This is a genomic window from Pontibacter sp. LHS1, from assembly GCF_058932855.1.
On the sequence record NZ_JBZYWF010000001.1, the window covers coordinates 136,653 to 152,290 of the forward strand.

The 15,638-nt window shown below is 51.4% G+C and carries 15 protein-coding genes and 3 tRNA genes; 8 read left to right on the forward strand and 10 right to left on the reverse strand.

The window, feature by feature from the left end; translation table 11 throughout:
- Positions 1 to 8 precede the first annotated feature (8 nt).
- Positions 9 to 1,367, forward strand: a complete 1,359-nt coding sequence (locus AC5FXQ_RS00585; RefSeq protein ID WP_493600565.1) for a hypothetical protein — start codon at positions 9 to 11, stop codon at positions 1,365 to 1,367.
- A 213-nt stretch (positions 1,368 to 1,580) separates the two neighbouring features.
- Here AC5FXQ_RS00585 and AC5FXQ_RS00590 read toward each other — a convergent pair.
- The 4 genes from AC5FXQ_RS00590 to AC5FXQ_RS00605 form a co-directional block, all read right to left on the reverse strand.
- A tRNA-Lys gene (locus tag AC5FXQ_RS00590) sits at positions 1,581 to 1,653 on the reverse strand.
- Between the two features lie 235 nt (positions 1,654 to 1,888).
- Positions 1,889 to 2,503 (reverse strand): DUF4403 family protein, encoded by a 615-nt coding sequence (locus tag AC5FXQ_RS00595; RefSeq protein WP_493600566.1) that lies wholly within the window; start codon positions 2,501 to 2,503, stop codon positions 1,889 to 1,891.
- A 113-nt stretch (positions 2,504 to 2,616) separates the two neighbouring features.
- Positions 2,617 to 2,689 (reverse strand) — tRNA-Lys (locus AC5FXQ_RS00600).
- 57 nt (positions 2,690 to 2,746) lie between these two features.
- Positions 2,747 to 2,819 (reverse strand) — tRNA-Lys (locus AC5FXQ_RS00605).
- 115 nt (positions 2,820 to 2,934) lie between these two features.
- Between AC5FXQ_RS00605 and AC5FXQ_RS00610 the strand changes: the two genes are divergently transcribed.
- Entirely contained in the window at positions 2,935 to 3,627 is a 693-nt protein-coding gene (locus AC5FXQ_RS00610; protein WP_493600567.1) for an SH3 domain-containing protein, read from the forward strand.
- 131 nt (positions 3,628 to 3,758) lie between these two features.
- Here the strand turns inward: AC5FXQ_RS00610 and AC5FXQ_RS00615 are convergent, their stop codons facing one another.
- The gene (locus tag AC5FXQ_RS00615) at positions 3,759 to 4,568 is read right to left on the reverse strand and encodes an SDR family oxidoreductase (protein ID WP_493600568.1); all 810 of its coding nucleotides are present in this window, start codon (positions 4,566 to 4,568) and stop codon (positions 3,759 to 3,761) included.
- Positions 4,569 to 4,760: 192 nt separating this feature from the next.
- Between AC5FXQ_RS00615 and thiL the strand changes: the two genes are divergently transcribed.
- Positions 4,761 to 5,786 carry a thiamine-phosphate kinase gene (gene thiL, locus AC5FXQ_RS00620; RefSeq protein WP_493600569.1) on the forward strand — a complete coding sequence of 342 codons (1,026 nt, stop codon included), beginning with the start codon at positions 4,761 to 4,763 and terminating at the stop codon, positions 5,784 to 5,786.
- A 147-nt stretch (positions 5,787 to 5,933) separates the two neighbouring features.
- Here thiL and AC5FXQ_RS00625 read toward each other — a convergent pair whose 3' ends face one another.
- From AC5FXQ_RS00625 to AC5FXQ_RS00635, 3 genes are all read right to left on the reverse strand, one after another.
- Entirely contained in the window at positions 5,934 to 6,305 is a 372-nt protein-coding gene (locus AC5FXQ_RS00625) for a hypothetical protein (RefSeq protein WP_493600570.1), read from the reverse strand.
- Between the two features lie 6 nt (positions 6,306 to 6,311).
- Positions 6,312 to 7,724, reverse strand: coding sequence for a 23S rRNA (uracil(1939)-C(5))-methyltransferase RlmD (gene rlmD / locus AC5FXQ_RS00630; RefSeq protein ID WP_493600571.1), 1,413 nt, complete (start codon positions 7,722 to 7,724; stop codon positions 6,312 to 6,314).
- 100 nt (positions 7,725 to 7,824) lie between these two features.
- On the reverse strand, positions 7,825 to 9,492 hold the full coding sequence (locus AC5FXQ_RS00635) for a catalase (protein ID WP_493600572.1): 1,668 nt from the start codon (positions 9,490 to 9,492) through the stop codon (positions 7,825 to 7,827).
- 158 nt (positions 9,493 to 9,650) lie between these two features.
- On the opposite strand from AC5FXQ_RS00635, the gene AC5FXQ_RS00640 reads away from it, so the two are divergent.
- The 5 genes from AC5FXQ_RS00640 to AC5FXQ_RS00660 all read left to right on the forward strand — a co-directional run bounded on the left by AC5FXQ_RS00640 (position 9,651) and on the right by AC5FXQ_RS00660 (position 13,106).
- Positions 9,651 to 10,337 carry a VOC family protein gene (locus AC5FXQ_RS00640; RefSeq protein ID WP_493600573.1) on the forward strand — a complete coding sequence of 229 codons (687 nt, stop codon included), beginning with the start codon at positions 9,651 to 9,653 and terminating at the stop codon, positions 10,335 to 10,337.
- 145 nt (positions 10,338 to 10,482) lie between these two features.
- Positions 10,483 to 11,382 carry a hypothetical protein gene (locus AC5FXQ_RS00645; protein ID WP_493600574.1) on the forward strand — a complete coding sequence of 300 codons (900 nt, stop codon included), beginning with the start codon at positions 10,483 to 10,485 and terminating at the stop codon, positions 11,380 to 11,382.
- Between the two features lie 137 nt (positions 11,383 to 11,519).
- Complete coding sequence (locus AC5FXQ_RS00650) at positions 11,520 to 11,984, forward strand: META domain-containing protein (RefSeq protein WP_493600575.1); 465 nt, start codon at positions 11,520 to 11,522, stop codon at positions 11,982 to 11,984.
- Between the two features lie 99 nt (positions 11,985 to 12,083).
- Positions 12,084 to 12,617 (forward strand): YceI family protein, encoded by a 534-nt coding sequence (locus AC5FXQ_RS00655; RefSeq protein ID WP_493600576.1) that lies wholly within the window; start codon positions 12,084 to 12,086, stop codon positions 12,615 to 12,617.
- A gap of 207 nt (positions 12,618 to 12,824) precedes the next feature.
- Positions 12,825 to 13,106, forward strand: coding sequence for a hypothetical protein (locus tag AC5FXQ_RS00660; RefSeq protein ID WP_493600577.1), 282 nt, complete (start codon positions 12,825 to 12,827; stop codon positions 13,104 to 13,106).
- 67 nt (positions 13,107 to 13,173) lie between these two features.
- On the opposite strand, the gene AC5FXQ_RS00665 is transcribed toward AC5FXQ_RS00660, so the two are convergent.
- Together AC5FXQ_RS00665 and glgX are read right to left on the reverse strand one after the other, a co-directional pair.
- The gene (locus AC5FXQ_RS00665) at positions 13,174 to 13,455 is read right to left on the reverse strand and encodes a GNAT family N-acetyltransferase (protein WP_493600578.1); all 282 of its coding nucleotides are present in this window, start codon (positions 13,453 to 13,455) and stop codon (positions 13,174 to 13,176) included.
- A gap of 22 nt (positions 13,456 to 13,477) precedes the next feature.
- Complete coding sequence (glgX, locus tag AC5FXQ_RS00670; RefSeq protein ID WP_493600579.1) at positions 13,478 to 15,622, reverse strand: glycogen debranching protein GlgX; 2,145 nt, start codon at positions 15,620 to 15,622, stop codon at positions 13,478 to 13,480.
- Positions 15,623 to 15,638 lie beyond the last annotated feature (16 nt).

Consider the following 15,638-nt stretch of genomic DNA (forward strand, 5'->3'; position numbering starts at 1 on the left):
TCAATTACATGGATCTGATTTTATATTCCTGCAAGGCAAGACTGAATAGCTATTTCCGGCACAAGAAGATGCAGCGGGTACTCCTGCTGGCGCTTGGCATTGTGCTGTCGGCTTTTTATGCCTGGCTGTTTACGTACCTGCTCCAGCAGGCCCGTGAAGGCGGACTGAATATGGATGTCAGCCAAATGCTGGGCTACACCAACCTGTTGTTGCTGGCCTTCACGATACTGCGTGGCTTTTTCCCGGCTTACATCCCGAAAGCCGATTTCATTAACCGCATTTACCCCGTTAAACCGCTCAAGCGCTTCTGGACTGAGCTGGTAGTGGAGTTGGTATCGCCGTTCTACTTCGTGCTGCTCAACTTCCTGCTGTTGCTCTTCATGATGTCGTCTGACTATACCGTGCTGCACCTGGTCCAGAGTTTCCTGGTGTTTCTGACGGCGCATATTACAAGGCGTTCGCTGCAGGTGTTTATTGAGCGTCGCATCAACTGGCGCAGCAGTGCATTCTGGGGCGCCGTGATCATGGCAGGTGCGTTTATAGCTTTGGAAGCGCGTGCACCCATGTTTGAGCCTGTAAATTCGGTGATGATGCTGGTGGTACACCTGGCGTCGCTGACTTCATTTCTGATAGCGAATTACCTGTTGGAGCAGGCGGCCTTCGAACCAAAACGCCGCACCGTGAACTACAGCCACAATGCCCGGCGCAGCCTGGGCTGGCGTCTGTTCAAGAACCACAAGATGGCAAAGCAACTGCTCATGTTTGGTCTGGGTTTTAAAGTGCTCATGCTCGGCATAGACGCGACGGTGTATACGGCCAAAGGCATCCATATGCTTGACAAGAACGCAACACTCTGGTTCTTTGTCGGTCCACTCGTGATCTATACTTATGTGTTCAACAACGTGTGGGGCTTTTACAAAAACCTTTGGCTGACGACAGAGCGTGCTACAGGAAACTACAAGGAATTCCTGAAGGCCAGCCTGTTGCCACTTCGCATGCCTATTCTGATAGATGCGGCCCTCGTGGTACTGTATGTGGCTTTCTTTAACCACGAGCAGGCAACTTTTATTCTGCTGATGTACGCTGCTGCCGTAATGGTCCTGACTCCAATTGGGATAATAGCATCGTTCACCAGCCCTAAAATGGTAAAAGGCGGTATCCTGAGCTTCAGTGCCAAGACCTCATACCTGTACAGTTTCTTGTCCATGCTGCTGTTAGGTCTGCTGTTTTTGCCGCTCCTGCACCCGATGCTGTACATGGTATACCCTGTCGTGATTGCCCTGACCTTGTTTGCCATGGTCGCAGTGCTGCAGGAGTACAAGCAGTTTAAGTACAAGCTGTTTGAGACGCTTTATAAAACTGAGTAAAACGCTTATACCCTATACCTGAAATCCCCTGACTACCGCAGAGTAGCCAGGGGATTTTTGTTTGTTGGGGGTAAGTTGATGTTACTGCGTTGGTGATGAGCTATACCTGTGCGGAAGGTATGCTGAACGCAACTAACCTTGAGATCAAAATGAAGAAGAGGACAAAAAGCAAAAGAGGCTGCTTACTTGCGTAAACAGCCTCTTTCTTTTCAGTGATCCCGCTGGGATTCGAACCCAGGACCCATACATTAAAAGTGTATTGCTCTACCAGCTGAGCTACAGAATCAGTACTCGTGTTTCCCCGTGTTGGGAGTGCAAAAGTAGGGCTTTTTCCTTAATTGCCAAAACCCACCCATATTATTCGTGCTCCCAAAGGTATCTGTATAAAACGGTCCGACTCAATTTTGGTTTAATCTTCCTAAGCATCAACGATTTAACAGAGTAAGGAAAATTTCTATCACGAAGAAAAAAATATAGCTGCTATACCTGTATTAGTATCATTCCTGGCAGTTTGGCTCAGGTCAGGCGGGCAACAGTTCACTTAGGTCAAATACATCCACTTCCACTTTCGCCTGCAGCTCCAGGTTCAGGAACAATCGGTTTGATTTTGGCGTGATGTCCTGCACACGCACCTCTTCTACAGCACCTGTGAGCTTCAGCCCCTTCAGCTCCATACCTGTCTCCAGCATCCCGTTTGCCTTGGTCAGTTCGCCTGAGATGATTTCAGACAAGTTTACTCTTGCCTTCTGGATGATCTGGTTATAGGCCACTTTATTGACCAGCACTTCGAGCGAGGAATTATAAAATCGGCTGGAGGTTTGGGCCTGCATGTTGAACCTGCGGATGTACACCTGCTGCGTAGCATTGTCGTAGCCGGGCGTTGCCTGCACATAAAGGTCTACATTGTCACGCTTGAGTATGGTCCTTAAAACCCGGATCCTGACTTTGAGGATGATGTCGCCGGCGCCTGCGCTGCTTCCTGCCAGTCCGACATCCAGAATCTGAGCGTAGGGGTTTGCATCTGTATCCTCGGAGGGCTTCGGTATGTATTCGCCTACCAGCTGCTTTTGGAGTACGCTTTCCAAAGCAGGGTAAGAAATAGTTACCGGCACCTGAATCTTGACAAAGTTTTCCATTGATAGACTTTAGGTAAGCTATGGCATTTAAACTCGAAACTGCCCAAAGGGTTTGGATTTGGCAATAAGGGAAACAAAAAAGCCCCAAACATAGGTTTGAGGCTTTCTTGAAGTGATCCCGCTGGGATTCGAACCCAGGACCCATACATTAAAAGTGTATTGCTCTACCAGCTGAGCTACAGAATCGGTAATAAGTTAGTGAAATAAAGCACCTCCTTACTTAGAGAAAGGAGGTGCTATTTGTGATCCCGCTGGGATTCGAACCCAGGACCCATACATTAAAAGTGTATTGCTCTACCAGCTGAGCTACAGAATCTTTTTACTAACTTGCATTCTCAAGGGCGATTCCCTTAATTGCGTTGCAAAAGTAATATCTATCTGTTTAAATGCAAAATCTTTGGTTCAAAATCTCTGGTTTTTTGCTCCTTTTTTTGGCGCTAAACACCGAACCAGTTTATAGTCAGACAGATAATAGAGCCCTTTCTCAAGCCGATTCTCTCTTTAACAGCCTGCAATACACCGAGGCCTTCACACTCTACGATTCGTTGCTGCAGCACCAGCAGGTATACACGCCGCAGATGCTCCTCAAAATGGCCTACATTAAGGAGAGTGTGCGTGACTATACCGGGGCCATGTACTACCTGCACCTCTTCTACAAGAAACAGCCCAGTCGATCGGTTCTCAAAAAGATGGAGGAGCTCGGACAGACGCACCGCCTGAGCGGCTACGAGTACAATGACCTGCAGTTCTTCAAAACCCAGTTCAGCAAACACTACATGCGCATTCTGGAGCTGATGCTGCTCGTGGCTGTGGTGACCGTGACGGTTATGTTTGTGAGCTGGCGAAAAGGGCACCGTTTCAGCCAGACTTTTAAAGTAGGCTTTGTGCTATACCTGCTCTTCATCCTCTACTACATTAATTTTCTCGACCTGGGTGACGAAGGCATCATCCGCAACGATCAGGTGGCGATCATGTCAGCCCCCTCAGCCGGTGCTACCTGGCTGGCTACTGTTTCGCAGGGTCACAAGGTACCTATTACAGGGGAGCAGGACATCTGGTACGAGATCCGCTGGAAAGGCGAAAAGGCTTACGTGCGCAAGCACAATCTGCTGGAGCTGCCTTAGGTTCTCGTATCACGACACACGTATCAAGTAGCACGAATTTTTCCGGGAAAATGGCCGGACAGAAGAGTTTTTGTCAAGTACACACTGAAGGCATCGTGCTACTTGATACATAATACGTGATACGATCTAAATCACTTCTTCAACGGCGAATCTTTCTCCTTCGCCATCACATTGTACACCAGCTTATCGGCCAGGCTTGGGAAAAGCTTGTTTACCCACACTGCCATCTTGCCCTGGGTTGTCATCACGAGGTCGCGTTTGCGTTTGATAGTCGCCTGAAGGATGCGGTCGGCCACTTCTTCGGCACTCATCATTTTCTGCTCGTCACGTGGGGTCTCGCCTTGCTGTTGTCCATCAGCAGCCAGAGCCGTGTTGCGGATGTTGGAGGCCGTGAAACCCGGGCAGGCAATCAGTACATGCACGCCGGAATGCAGTAGTTCAGTACGGAGCGTTTCCAGGAATCCGTGCATGGCAAACTTAGAAGCTGAGTAGCCGGTACGGGCTGGCAGGCCGCGGTAGCCCGCTATAGACGAAATACCGATGATAGATCCTTTTGCCACTTGTATATAAGGCAACGCAAACTTGGTGCTATACACGGTCCCCCAGAAATTGATGTCCATTACCTTGCGCAGCACGTCCAGGTCCAGGTCTTCGAAGAGCGCCCGCATTGAGATACCGGCATTGTTGATGAGGATGTCCAACTTACCATACTTAGCCACCGTCTCAGCTACCATACGCTCGCAGTCGGCTTCCACACTCACATCCGCATGAATGGCCAGATTATCTATACCTGCCGCCGTCAGTTCCTGAGCGGTTTGGTCAAGGTTCTGTTGGTTACGACCTGAATAGGCCACCTTCGCTCCCGCCTTGCCAAAAGCAAACACCAGCGCCTTGCCTATACCTGATGTACCGCCCGTTACGAGCACTACTTTATTTTTCATCTTTGTCAAATCAGCTTATATCTTATCCGCTTTGCCAAGCAAACAAATATTCGGATAGCTTCCCGCTCTCTGCAGGAATCAGGTACAAAACTACTATTTCTAAGGTAAATATTGTGCAGGAATTCCGTAATGGGTGGATTACTCCTATACCTTATAAATTGCGTACCTTTGCAGGTATAAAGCAGAAACAAGATGAGTAACTATACCCCACTAAGTGAATTAGGTGAGTTTGGCCTGATCAAGCGCCTGAATGAAAAGATTGAGCTTACGCAGCCATCCACCATCAAAGGAATCGGCGACGATGCAGCTATTCTGGAGCCGGGTGAAAAACAGATTGTGGTAACCAGCGATATGCTGCTGGAGGGTGTGCACTTTGACCTCACCTTCTGTCCGTTGAAGCACCTGGGCTACAAAGCGGTGGCCGTAAATGTATCGGATATCGCGGCCATGTATGCCAAGCCGACCCAGATCACGGTGAACATCGCACTGGGTGCCAAGTATACGGTAGAGGCCGTGGAGGAGCTATACGAAGGTATGCGCCTTGCCTGCGAGAACTACGGTGTGGACCTTGTGGGCGGTGACACCACCTCTTCCCGTACCGGTCTGGTGATCAGCATCACGGCGATCGGTGAGGTGGCCAAAGGCAATGCGGTGCTACGCAGTGGTGCTAAAGAAAACGACCTGATCTGCGTGACCGGCGATTTGGGCGCGGCGTATCTCGGACTTCAGATTCTGGAACGTGAGAAGCAAGCTTTCATGGCAGACCCGGAGATGCAACCGCAACTGGAGGAAAAGCAATACATTGTTGGCCGTCAGCTTCGCCCAGAAGCACGTATGGATGTAATCCACGATATGAAGGAGCGCGACATCAAGCCAACCGCCATGATTGATGTGTCAGACGGACTGGCTTCAGAGCTATTCCATATCTGCGCCCAGTCAGGTGTGGGTGCTACCATTTATAAAGACAACCTGCCTGTAGACGAGCAGACGCTGGAAGCGGCTATGGAGTTCAAACTCGATCCGATCACCTGCATCCTCAATGGTGGCGAGGACTACGAACTGCTGTTCACGGTGCCGCTGTCGGACTACGACAAAGTGAAGAACCACCCGGACATCAGCATCATTGGCAAGATCACCGACAAGAACGAGGGCATTAACCTGGCCAATAAACACGGGCAGTCTTTCCCGCTCCAGGCACAGGGCTGGCAGCATTTTTAGCTTTTAAACGTATCACGACACACGTAGCACGACTTTATACCTAACAAGAAAGGAAAGCTCTACAGCTTTCCTTTCTTGTTGAATTACATATCTGGGAAATCGTGCAACGTGATACGTGTATCGTGATACGAAACTTGCTGTGCAAGTTTAATCCTCCGGAAAAGGTATAAATACGAAATTGGTGAAGTTCTCGCCGTCCACCACAAAGAGGCAGCAGAACTCATCCGGGTCTTTGTAGGCTGCCACGAAGTCCTCTATTTTCTCCGCATCTACCAGGCGGTGCTTGATGAAGTCCTCCAGGTACGATGCATAGATATGCCACTCCAATGCCAGCTCCTCTTTGGCCAAAAAGAGTGAACCGATGGGCACCTCCGTTCGGGCAAAAACAAAAATCGGGTATTTGGAAATATCGCGTTTGCGCACCTGATACGATGCCTCACGCAGGGTCTCAGCCACCACCACAAAGTCTTTTGAGATAGTGCCAAGGTATTTACCGTTTAATTCAGGATCGTTTTGCATTCGCTTTTATTTAGCTGTTAACAGAACAATATTTTCAACGTGGTGCGTCTGTGGAAACATATCCACCGGCTGTACACGTGTCACATCATATTTCTCAGAAAGCAACTCCAGGTCACGTGCCTGCGTGGCTGGGTTGCAACTCACATATACAATGCGATTGGCATGCACCTGCAGGAGCTTCGCCACCACCTTCTCGTCCATACCGGCTCGCGGTGGATCCGTAATCACCACATCCGGTCTACCGTGGCGCTCAATCAGTTCATCCGAAAGGATGTCCTTCATATCACCGGCATAGAAGCTCGTGTTGGTAATGTCGTTGATCTGTGAGTTGATCTTCGCGTCTTCGATGGCGCTCGGCACATATTCTATACCAATCACCTCACGACACTGACGAGCTACAAAGTTGGCAATGGTACCGGCACCAGTATAGAGGTCGTACACCAGTTCGTGCCCGGTCAGACCGGCAAACTCGCGGGTAAGTTTATACAGCTCATATGCCTGATCACCGTTCGTCTGGTAAAACGATTTCGGCCCCACTCTGAAGCGTATACCTTCCATCTCTTCGTGAATGTAAGGCAGGCCTTTGTAGCAAACTACTTCCAGGTCGTGGAAGGTCTCGTTGCCTTTGCCATTCACCACGAATTGCAGTGAGGTGATCTCCGGGAATGTAGTAGCCAGATGCTCCAGTAAACCAGTTAAAGCCTCCTCGTCCTCGTGATATACCTGCACAATCACCATCAGTTCGCCGGTGTTGGCCGTGCGGATGATCAGGTTACGCAACCAGCCATTCATACGGAGCTTGTCAAAAAACACCAGGTTGTTGGCGCGAGCGTAATCGCGAACGGCCAGCCGGATGCTATTGGAAGGCTCAGGTTGCAGGTAGCAGTTCTGGATATCAAGAATCTTATCGAAGCGGCCCGGCATGTGGAAGCCCAATGCCCGGCGCTCATGCTCCTCCCCCGACTTGATCTGCTCGTTGGTCAGCCAGCCGTAGTTGGAGAAGGTGAACTCCAGCTTATTGCGGTAGAACTTGTCTTTGGCAGAGCCCAGGATCGGGTCGAAAGGCGGAAGAGCCACCTTGCCGATGCGCTCCAGGTTATCCTGCACTTGCTTCTGCTTGTAGTACAGCTGTGTATCGTAGCCGATGTGCTGCCACTTGCAGCCGCCGCAGGTACCGAAGTGCTCACAGAATGGCTGCACACGCACATCGGAGTAGCTGTGGAAGTTGATGGCTTCAGCCTCCATAAAGCTCTTCTTCTTGCGGGTGATGCGCAGGTCCACCACGTCGCCGGGAGCCACACCGCCCACAAACACTACCATATTCTCGTGGCGCGCCAGGCACTTGCCCTCCGCTACCATCTCCTCGATTCGAATGTTCTCGAGTATTTCGAAATTAGTCTTCTTCTTATGCTTTCTCACAATACTGCAAAATTAGCTAAAATTCGGGAGATGTGGGAATGAACAAAAAAAGGCCGCCCCTTCTTGGGAGCGGCCTCTCTATACCTAAACAATTCGTCAATTAATACGGCTTGGCTTCGTGTGACTTGCTTTGCGCGTCCTCCACACCTTCTTCGCCTGTCACGTTGCCCAGCGGGCCATCCATGCCTTCGATCTTCTCGTGCTCCATCATCATCTTCTTCATCTCCTTCGTAGCACGGTCTATGCTTTCTCTCACTCTGCGGCCATAGTCTTCGTCGGCCTGCGTGAAGTACTCCAGCATTTTGTCCTGAATACGGGTATCGCATTTGGCAAGATCGTTGCCGAGGTTATTAATCAGTTCGTCACGCTCCCAGTCCTCGAAATTGCGGTAGGTCTCACCAGCCTGCCCAAACGGGTTCGGACGGTCGATTGGCTGACGCACCAGGTTCGCTTCGTAGCGCGGCGAATATTCCTTCGGCTTTTCAGCCTGCTGCAGGCCGCCCAGTATAGACGGCTCGTAGTTCACGTGGATGTTCTGACCTTCTGCAAAGTCTGTGTCAAATGCCATCTGTCCACCGCGCTGGTTTGTGGCCACGTGGGTCTTCGGTGCATTGATCGGTAACTGCAGGTAGTTGGCTCCCACACGGTAACGCTGCGTATCGGAGTAAGAAAAGGTACGGCCCTGCAGCATTTTATCGTCTGAGAAGTCCAGCCCGTCCACCAGCACACCCGTGCCGAAGGCGGAAAGCTCCACCTCGTTGAAGTAATCCACAGGGTTGCGGTTAAGTGTCATCTTTCCCACCGGGTGCCAAGGGAACTGCTCCTTCGGCCACAGCTTGGTATCGTCCAGCGGATCGAAGTCCAGCTCCGGGTGATCGTCGTCGCTCATGATCTGCACATTCAGTTCCCACTCCGGAAAGTCCCCGCGCTCGATGGCCTCGTACAGGTCCTGCGTGGCGTGGTTGAAGTTCTTGCCCTGTATTTCCTGTGCCTCTTTCTGGGTCAGGTTGCGGATGCCTTGCTTCATAGGCTCCCAGTGGTATTTCACCAGCACCGCCTCACCGTCTTCGTTCACCCACTTGTAGGTGTTCACGCCTGAACCCTGCATCTGCCGGTAGTTGGCAGGTATACCCCAGGGCGAATACAGGAAGGTAACCATATGAGTTGCTTCCGGCGTGCCGGAGAAGAAGTCAAAGATTCGCTCGGCGCTCTGTATGTTCGTTACCGGATCCGGCTTTTGGGAGTGGATCAGATCCGGAAACTTCATGGCATCGCGGATGAAGAAGATCTTGAGGTTATTGCCTACCAGGTCCCAGTTACCGTCTTCGGTATAAAACTTCACGGCAAAACCACGTGGGTCACGCAACGTCTCGGGTGAGTGCGTACCGTGACCTACGGTAGAGAAGCGCACAAACACGGGCGTTTCTTTTCCTTTTTTGAACACCTTGGCGCGGGTGAATTTTTCAATAGGATCATTACCCACCGTACCATACGATTGGAACACACCGTGTGCTCCGGCGCCACGGGCATGCACGACACGCTCCGGCACGCGCTCACGATCAAAATGTGATATCTTTTCTATGAAGTGGTAGTTCTCCATGGTTGCCGGACCACGGTTACCTACTGTTCTAATGTTCTGGTTATCAGTGACAGGGTGCCCCTGGCGGGTGGTGAGGGTCGTGCCTTTGCTGGCGTTACGGGATTTTTCGGCTTTGGAGTACTTCGACTTATCATGTCCATTGCCTTTCATGCTTTCGTTTTCTTTCATGACCTGCTGATTTTTGGTAGATTTACAGATAGTATTTAACGAAACCAATAATGAAGAGTTGGTATAAATTCGTTTAAATAGGTATCTCCCCTCTAAATGTCCTTCGTTCTTTATCCACGTATATCTTCTAAATAAGCACCCCCTCGTGAGACAATCTGATGAAAATAATTTCTGTTGAACTGCATACAAGCCAGCCCGGAGAGCTAAAGGCTTTTTATACTAAGATACTGGGGCTACCACTGCTGTCGGAAGAACAGCATGCTTTCAGTGTGCAGGTGGGGTATAGCACCCTTACTTTCCGCACGGACCGGGAGCGGCCAGCAGGTGGCTACCACCTTGCTTTTAGTTTACCAGGCAACCGGATTGTGGAAGCAGGCGAATGGCTGCAGGATCGTGTGGCATTTCTGTATGCACCCGGTGCCACTTCGCCTGTCGTACACCACGAGAGTTGGCAAGCCCAGGCACTTTATTTTTATGATCCGGAGCTGAACCTGCTGGAGTTTATCTCGCACCGCACGGCCCCAGCCAGCCTGGCACCCTTTGGGCCTGAGCAGCTCTTGGGTGTGGCAGAAGTAGGTTTGCCTGTGCGTGATGTGACATCCTTTGCGCAGGAGCTGCGAGAGAAGCTGCAACTGCCCCGCTGGAAATCGGCCAATGCGCTGTTTGAAGCTGTGGGAGGACCGGAGGGTATGTTCATCGTGGTGCAGGAGCAAAGGCCCTGGTTCCCTACCCAAAACCCCGCACAGGCACTGCCGCTGCGCCTGCTCGTGCAGACACCCGGTAAAGCACGCATTGAACACACTCCGTTCGAAATCACTTCTGCTGCAGCCGACACGCAGGTATAGCAGGCTTATTATCCGCCGCCCATACCTTACTATACCTGAGCTGTTTCACCGTTTGCACCTATGCAAATGGCGCTCTAACTAAACACTGCGGCTTGATGCTCGTTTAAAAAGCATAGTTGAACTTGAATCCTAAAAACATAATACTATGAGACATAACGAAGATTTTGGCAGAAGCTACCGTGAGCAGGGGCGACGATCCGGCGATAGGTATAACCAATCAAACAATTTATCTAATTATCAGTCGCGCTACGAAAGCCGCGGCAACTACTACGGTATGCCGGACCAGCACCACGAGTACCGCAACGTAAGCAGCCAGGGAAGCACAAGCTACGGCACAAATGGCCCGGTGGGTGGCTACGGCGCCAGCAGCTGGCGCAGCAGCCGCGATCAGGATGACCGCCATACGCAGGGGCAAATGCACCAGAATGAATGGGGCGGCAGTGGCAGCAGCCAGCACAGCAACCGCGACAGAGACAATTATAACTACGGCTCCAGCGGCAGCTCACAGGGCGACCACTATCGTTACGGCGACCCGAACCCATACATGAACTACCAACGGCAGGGCGGCTACGAGAAAACCCGCGGCACCGGCTGGCGAAGAGAGAGTGATGTAGACCATGCCAACCGCCGCTATGACCGCCAGGAGAACAGCTACCGCCATACCGGCCACGGACGCCGATTCGACCAGTACGGACAGGACGAGCGCTATAATTATGCGCATGGCCGCCAGGACGGACGCCGAAGCGTAGAAGATCCTGAAAGCCTGGACGACCGCTATTACGACCGTGGTGAGCACAGCCGCAGCAGCAGCGACAACGACTATGGCCGCCACTACGGCGCAAATTACGAGCACCGCAACGAGAACCGCGGCTGGCGCAACGATCACCACGAGGCAAATCGCATGGCCAGACGAAGCGGTTCAAGCCACGACGACGAATCCCCGAGCCGCAGTCCGAGGGGCTATGGTTACCCTTCTGGACCTGACTACTCGGCCAGTACGCCCATCACCAATTATGGTCCGGGTGTACGAGGCTATCAGAAGTAAAACCTAAAAGCGAAGTCCACCTCCCTGGTGGACTTCCTGCTTTAGGGTGCCATGCTACCTTATTCTAATCTTATGCGTATGCAATTCCATATCTGAACAAGGCTCCCGATAAACTCATGCCCTTAACTAAAGACACTATGAAAAATATGGTACGCACTGGTTGGCTCTTGCTGCTACTCCTGTGCCTGAACGGCTGTAACCTTAGCGAGAAAAACAGGCAGTACGGCGTTGAAGGAGACACAGAACTGCAAAGCTCTTACTGGATTCTACTCTCTTTGCAGGATCAGCAGTTTCAGGATAATCCTGAAACCCGCACCGCTTACATCCGCTTCGAAGCCGGCGAAAATGAGCTAAAGGGGTACACAGGCTGCAACCGGTTGATGGGCAGGTATAGCATTGATAATGGTTCTCTAAAGCTCACCAATCTCGGAACCACAAGGGCGATGTGCCCCATTATTGAGCAGGAGAACCTCATGATGGCTATGCTCGAAAAAGCGGACTCATATCGCATAGCCGGTGAAATCCTCACCCTCTTCTATCAGAACAGGGCCATAGCCACTTTCAGAGCAGGCGCAGAACCCAACATGCCTCCCAATCCCTGAGCAAATAACTGCCAGATTATAACCCTATTACCAGTGATGCAGTATGCTAAAGGCACTGGCAACCATGTATAGTTAAACAAATTAAAACCACTTATACCTATGGCAACAACTAAATGGATCGTAGACCCGGCACATAGTGAGGTACAATTCAAAGTACGACACCTCATGATTACCACCGTGACCGGCTATTTTGAAAAATTCAATGTAGAAGTGGAGACAGAAGGAGAAGATTTTCACAACACCAGGAGCATTGTGTTCACTGCCGACGTTGACTCCATCAGCACCAATAACGAGCAGCGTGACACGCACCTGAAGTCAGCTGACTTTTTTGACGCCGAGAGCCACGGGCAGATCAGATTTGAGGGTAAGGACTATGAAGAGTTAAAGCCAGGCTTTGAAAAGCTGAACGGAGAACTTACCATACGTGGCACCACACGGCCTATTACACTTAATGTAGAGTATCATGGCACCGTGGTGGACCCTTATGGACAAACAAAAGCTGGTTTCAGTGTGGAAGGCAAGATCAACCGTAAAGAATTCGGTCTGATGTGGGACGCGGTAACGGAGGCCGGCAGCGTAGTCGTGAGCGATGAGATACGCCTGCACTGTGAGATACAGCTCGTGAAACAATAGCAAGTTAGCTGCACTGGCTTCCGGCCAGCGCAGCTATTTAATTTTCTCTGCACCTTACTCAACAGAATACTCCCGTTCGCTTAGCCCATCATCACAGGCAAGCGCCTCTACCGGTATTTCCTTTCCGGTCACCTTGCTCCTGCTTCAACCGGCTGTACGGCCGCCCTATACATCAGGCATGCCTGTTTGCATGAACCTCCTATTATTATGCAAAAGAAAAGCGCCAGAAAAGCAATAAAAGACACGTTAAACATTGAGCTAAGCGACAAGGCTGCTCAGGAGTTATACCTGAACATCTGCAACTTTCTGCTTCACAACGATGACAAGTGCTACATTAGCGTTATCAGGTATAAGTATCTGCTGTTGTGCGACGAGATCAGCACGGCTGTAAGCGACTACCTGGTCATGGAGCAGCTTATTGAACAGATGCAGGCCAAGCACCCGCTGGTTCTCTCCGCCATTGCCTACATTGCACGCTACAAGTCCTGACACAGAAAAAGGTATAACCTACCGTTGTGCTGGCAGGCTATACCTTCTCCTCGTTTGTGCGTGCAGGCTATTGTTTCAGCAGCTTTTGATAGTCCGGATTCTTGTGAATAAACTTCTTCACCACCGGGCAGGTAGCGATCACTTTCTTCCCGTTTTCCTCTGCATAGCACAGGCCTTCTTCTATCAGTTTATTTGCCACTCCTTTGCCCCGTGCCGACTCTGGCACGAACGTATGCGTAAAATCAATCACTTCTTCAGAGGGTGTGGCATAGGCCAGTTCAGCGTCTTCTTCCCCCATACTGGCGGTAAACTGCTGGTATTTTTTATCGTGCTTTATATTCAGTTCCATTGCTGTTTTATTTTAAGTGACATTATCCGCTCACCAGTTGCCCTGCCGGGTGATGCAGCAGCACAACAGAGCGACTTCCGATCCGTATAGTTTCGCCAGCCTCCACGGTAGGCCCTTCATCCTTGATCTCCGCGTAGTGGGTGTCCAGTATTTTGGTCCACTGTGTGCCGTATTTGGCCTCTGGCAAAGTGTAGTCCATGTCTTCGTGATGAGCGTTGAAGATCAGGTAGAAACTGTCGTCAATGATCTGCTCTCCTCTTGGTCCGACAGAGTGCAGGCCACGGCCGTTCAGGAACACCCCCAGTGACTTCGCAAAGTCGTGGTTCCAGTGCTCTTCCGACATCTCCGAGCCATCTGGCTGAAACCAGGCAATATCCTCTACGCCCACCCCTTTGATCGGCTGCCCCTGAAACCAGCGACGGCGGCAGAATACCGGGTGGTTACGACGCAACTCAATCAGTTTTTGTGTAAAAGCCAGTAGCGACTTGTCGGCGGTGAGCCAGTTGATCCAGGATATTTCGTTGTCCTGGCAATAGGCGTTGTTGTTGCCTTGCTGTGTTCTGCTTATCTCGTCGCCGGCTACCAGCATGGGCACTCCCTGCGACAGAAACAGGGTGGTGAGAAAGTTTCGCTTCTGCCTATCGCGCAGTTCAACAACTTTTTTGTCTTTCGTCGGGCCTTCTGCGCCGCAGTTCCAGGAGCGGTTGTGACTTTCGCCGTCGTTGTTGTCTTCGCCGTTGGCTTCGTTGTGTTTCTCGTTGTATGACACCAGGTCGTGCAGCGTGAAGCCGTCGTGCGCTGTGATAAAGTTGATGCTGGCAGTAGGACGGCGGTAGTCGTCGCGGTAGAGATCAGAGCTGCCCGTAAAGCGTTCCGCAAACTCACCCAGCATACTTTCGGCGCCGCGCCAGTAGTCGCGTATGCAGTCACGGTATTTGCCGTTCCATTCGGCCCAGCCCGGCGGAAATTTGCCCACCAGGTAGCCGCCTTCCCCGATGTCCCAGGGTTCGGCTATTAGCTTCACCTGCGAGATAACCGGGTCCTGGTGGATGATATCGAAGAAGGAGCCCAGTCGGTCCACCTCGTGCAGCTCACGGGCCAGGGTAGCGGCCAGGTCAAAACGGAAGCCGTCGACATGCATCTCCAGTATCCAGTAGCGCAGGCTGTCCATGATCAGGCGCAGCACTGGCGGCATCATGGCGTTGAGGGTATTGCCCGTGCCGGTATAGTCCATGTAGAAGCGCTTGTCTTCCTCTACCAACCGGTAGTAAGAGGAGTTGTCCACGCCCCTGAACGAGAGTGTCGGGCCCATGTGGTTGCCCTCTCCCGTGTGGTTGTACACCACATCCAGGATCACTTCTATACCTGCCCGGTGCAGCGCTTTCACCATGTTCTTAAACTCCACCACCTGTTCTCCCAGCGTGCCACTGCTCGAGTAGCGCACATCAGGCGCAAAGAAACCAATGGAATTGTAGCCCCAGTAGTTTGTCAGGCCCTGGTCGGCCAGGTGCCGGTCGGTGATGAAATGATGCACCGGCATGAGCTCGATAGCTGTAATGCCCAGCTCCTGCAGGTACTTGATGGTAACCGGATGACCGATGGCAGCATAAGTTCCGCGTATCTCCTCCGGTATGTCCGGGTGTAGTTTAGTAAGGCCTTTGACGTGCGCTTCGTAGATGATTGACCTGTGGTATGGGATCTTAGGTTGCTTCACTCCTTCCCAATCATAGTTCGGGTCCACTACCACACTGCAAGGTATAAACGGGGCACTGTCGAGTGTGCTCATCTTCAGGTCTTCTTCAGAGCTGCCTATTTCGTAGCCGAAAAGGGAGTCGTGCCAGTTTATCGTGCCTGAAATAGCCTTGGCATACGGATCGATCAAGAGCTTATTCGGATTGAAACGATGACCGTTGGATGGCTCGTACGGCCCGTACACCCGATAGCCATACAGCTGCCCGGGCCTGATCTCGGGCAGGTACGCGTGCCATACCTGGTGGGTACGCTCGGTCATCTTTATCTTTACTGATTCACTTTCATCTTCGGTCGTGTTAAAAAGGCAAAGCTCTACGCCTGTCGCATTGTCGGCGTACAGGGCGAAATTCACGCCTTCGCCGTCCCAAGTGGCTCCCAACGGATAGGGGGTGCCGGGGTATACGGTAATATTCATATGGATTTTGTAACTT

Bases quoted from the DNA above. Each gene is read 5' to 3' on its own strand.
- AC5FXQ_RS00585 (WP_493600565.1), top strand. From the start codon at position 9: ATGGATCTGATTTTATATTCCTGCAAGGCAAGACTGAATAGCTATTTC.
- AC5FXQ_RS00595 (WP_493600566.1), bottom strand. From the start codon at position 2,503: ATGGAAAACTTTGTCAAGATTCAGGTGCCGGTAACTATTTCTTACCCT.
- AC5FXQ_RS00615 (WP_493600568.1), bottom strand. From the start codon at position 4,568: ATGAAAAATAAAGTAGTGCTCGTAACGGGCGGTACATCAGGTATAGGC.
- AC5FXQ_RS00640 (WP_493600573.1), top strand. From the start codon at position 9,651: ATGAAAATAATTTCTGTTGAACTGCATACAAGCCAGCCCGGAGAGCTA.
- AC5FXQ_RS00660 (WP_493600577.1), top strand. From the start codon at position 12,825: ATGCAAAAGAAAAGCGCCAGAAAAGCAATAAAAGACACGTTAAACATT.
- AC5FXQ_RS00650 (WP_493600575.1), top strand. From the start codon at position 11,520: ATGAAAAATATGGTACGCACTGGTTGGCTCTTGCTGCTACTCCTGTGC.
- AC5FXQ_RS00625 (WP_493600570.1), bottom strand. From the start codon at position 6,305: ATGCAAAACGATCCTGAATTAAACGGTAAATACCTTGGCACTATCTCA.
- glgX (WP_493600579.1), bottom strand. From the start codon at position 15,622: ATGAATATTACCGTATACCCCGGCACCCCCTATCCGTTGGGAGCCACT.
- AC5FXQ_RS00645 (WP_493600574.1), top strand. From the start codon at position 10,483: ATGAGACATAACGAAGATTTTGGCAGAAGCTACCGTGAGCAGGGGCGA.
- AC5FXQ_RS00655 (WP_493600576.1), top strand. From the start codon at position 12,084: ATGGCAACAACTAAATGGATCGTAGACCCGGCACATAGTGAGGTACAA.
- AC5FXQ_RS00635 (WP_493600572.1), bottom strand. From the start codon at position 9,492: ATGAAAGAAAACGAAAGCATGAAAGGCAATGGACATGATAAGTCGAAG.
- thiL (WP_493600569.1), top strand. From the start codon at position 4,761: ATGAGTAACTATACCCCACTAAGTGAATTAGGTGAGTTTGGCCTGATC.
- AC5FXQ_RS00665 (WP_493600578.1), bottom strand. From the start codon at position 13,455: ATGGAACTGAATATAAAGCACGATAAAAAATACCAGCAGTTTACCGCC.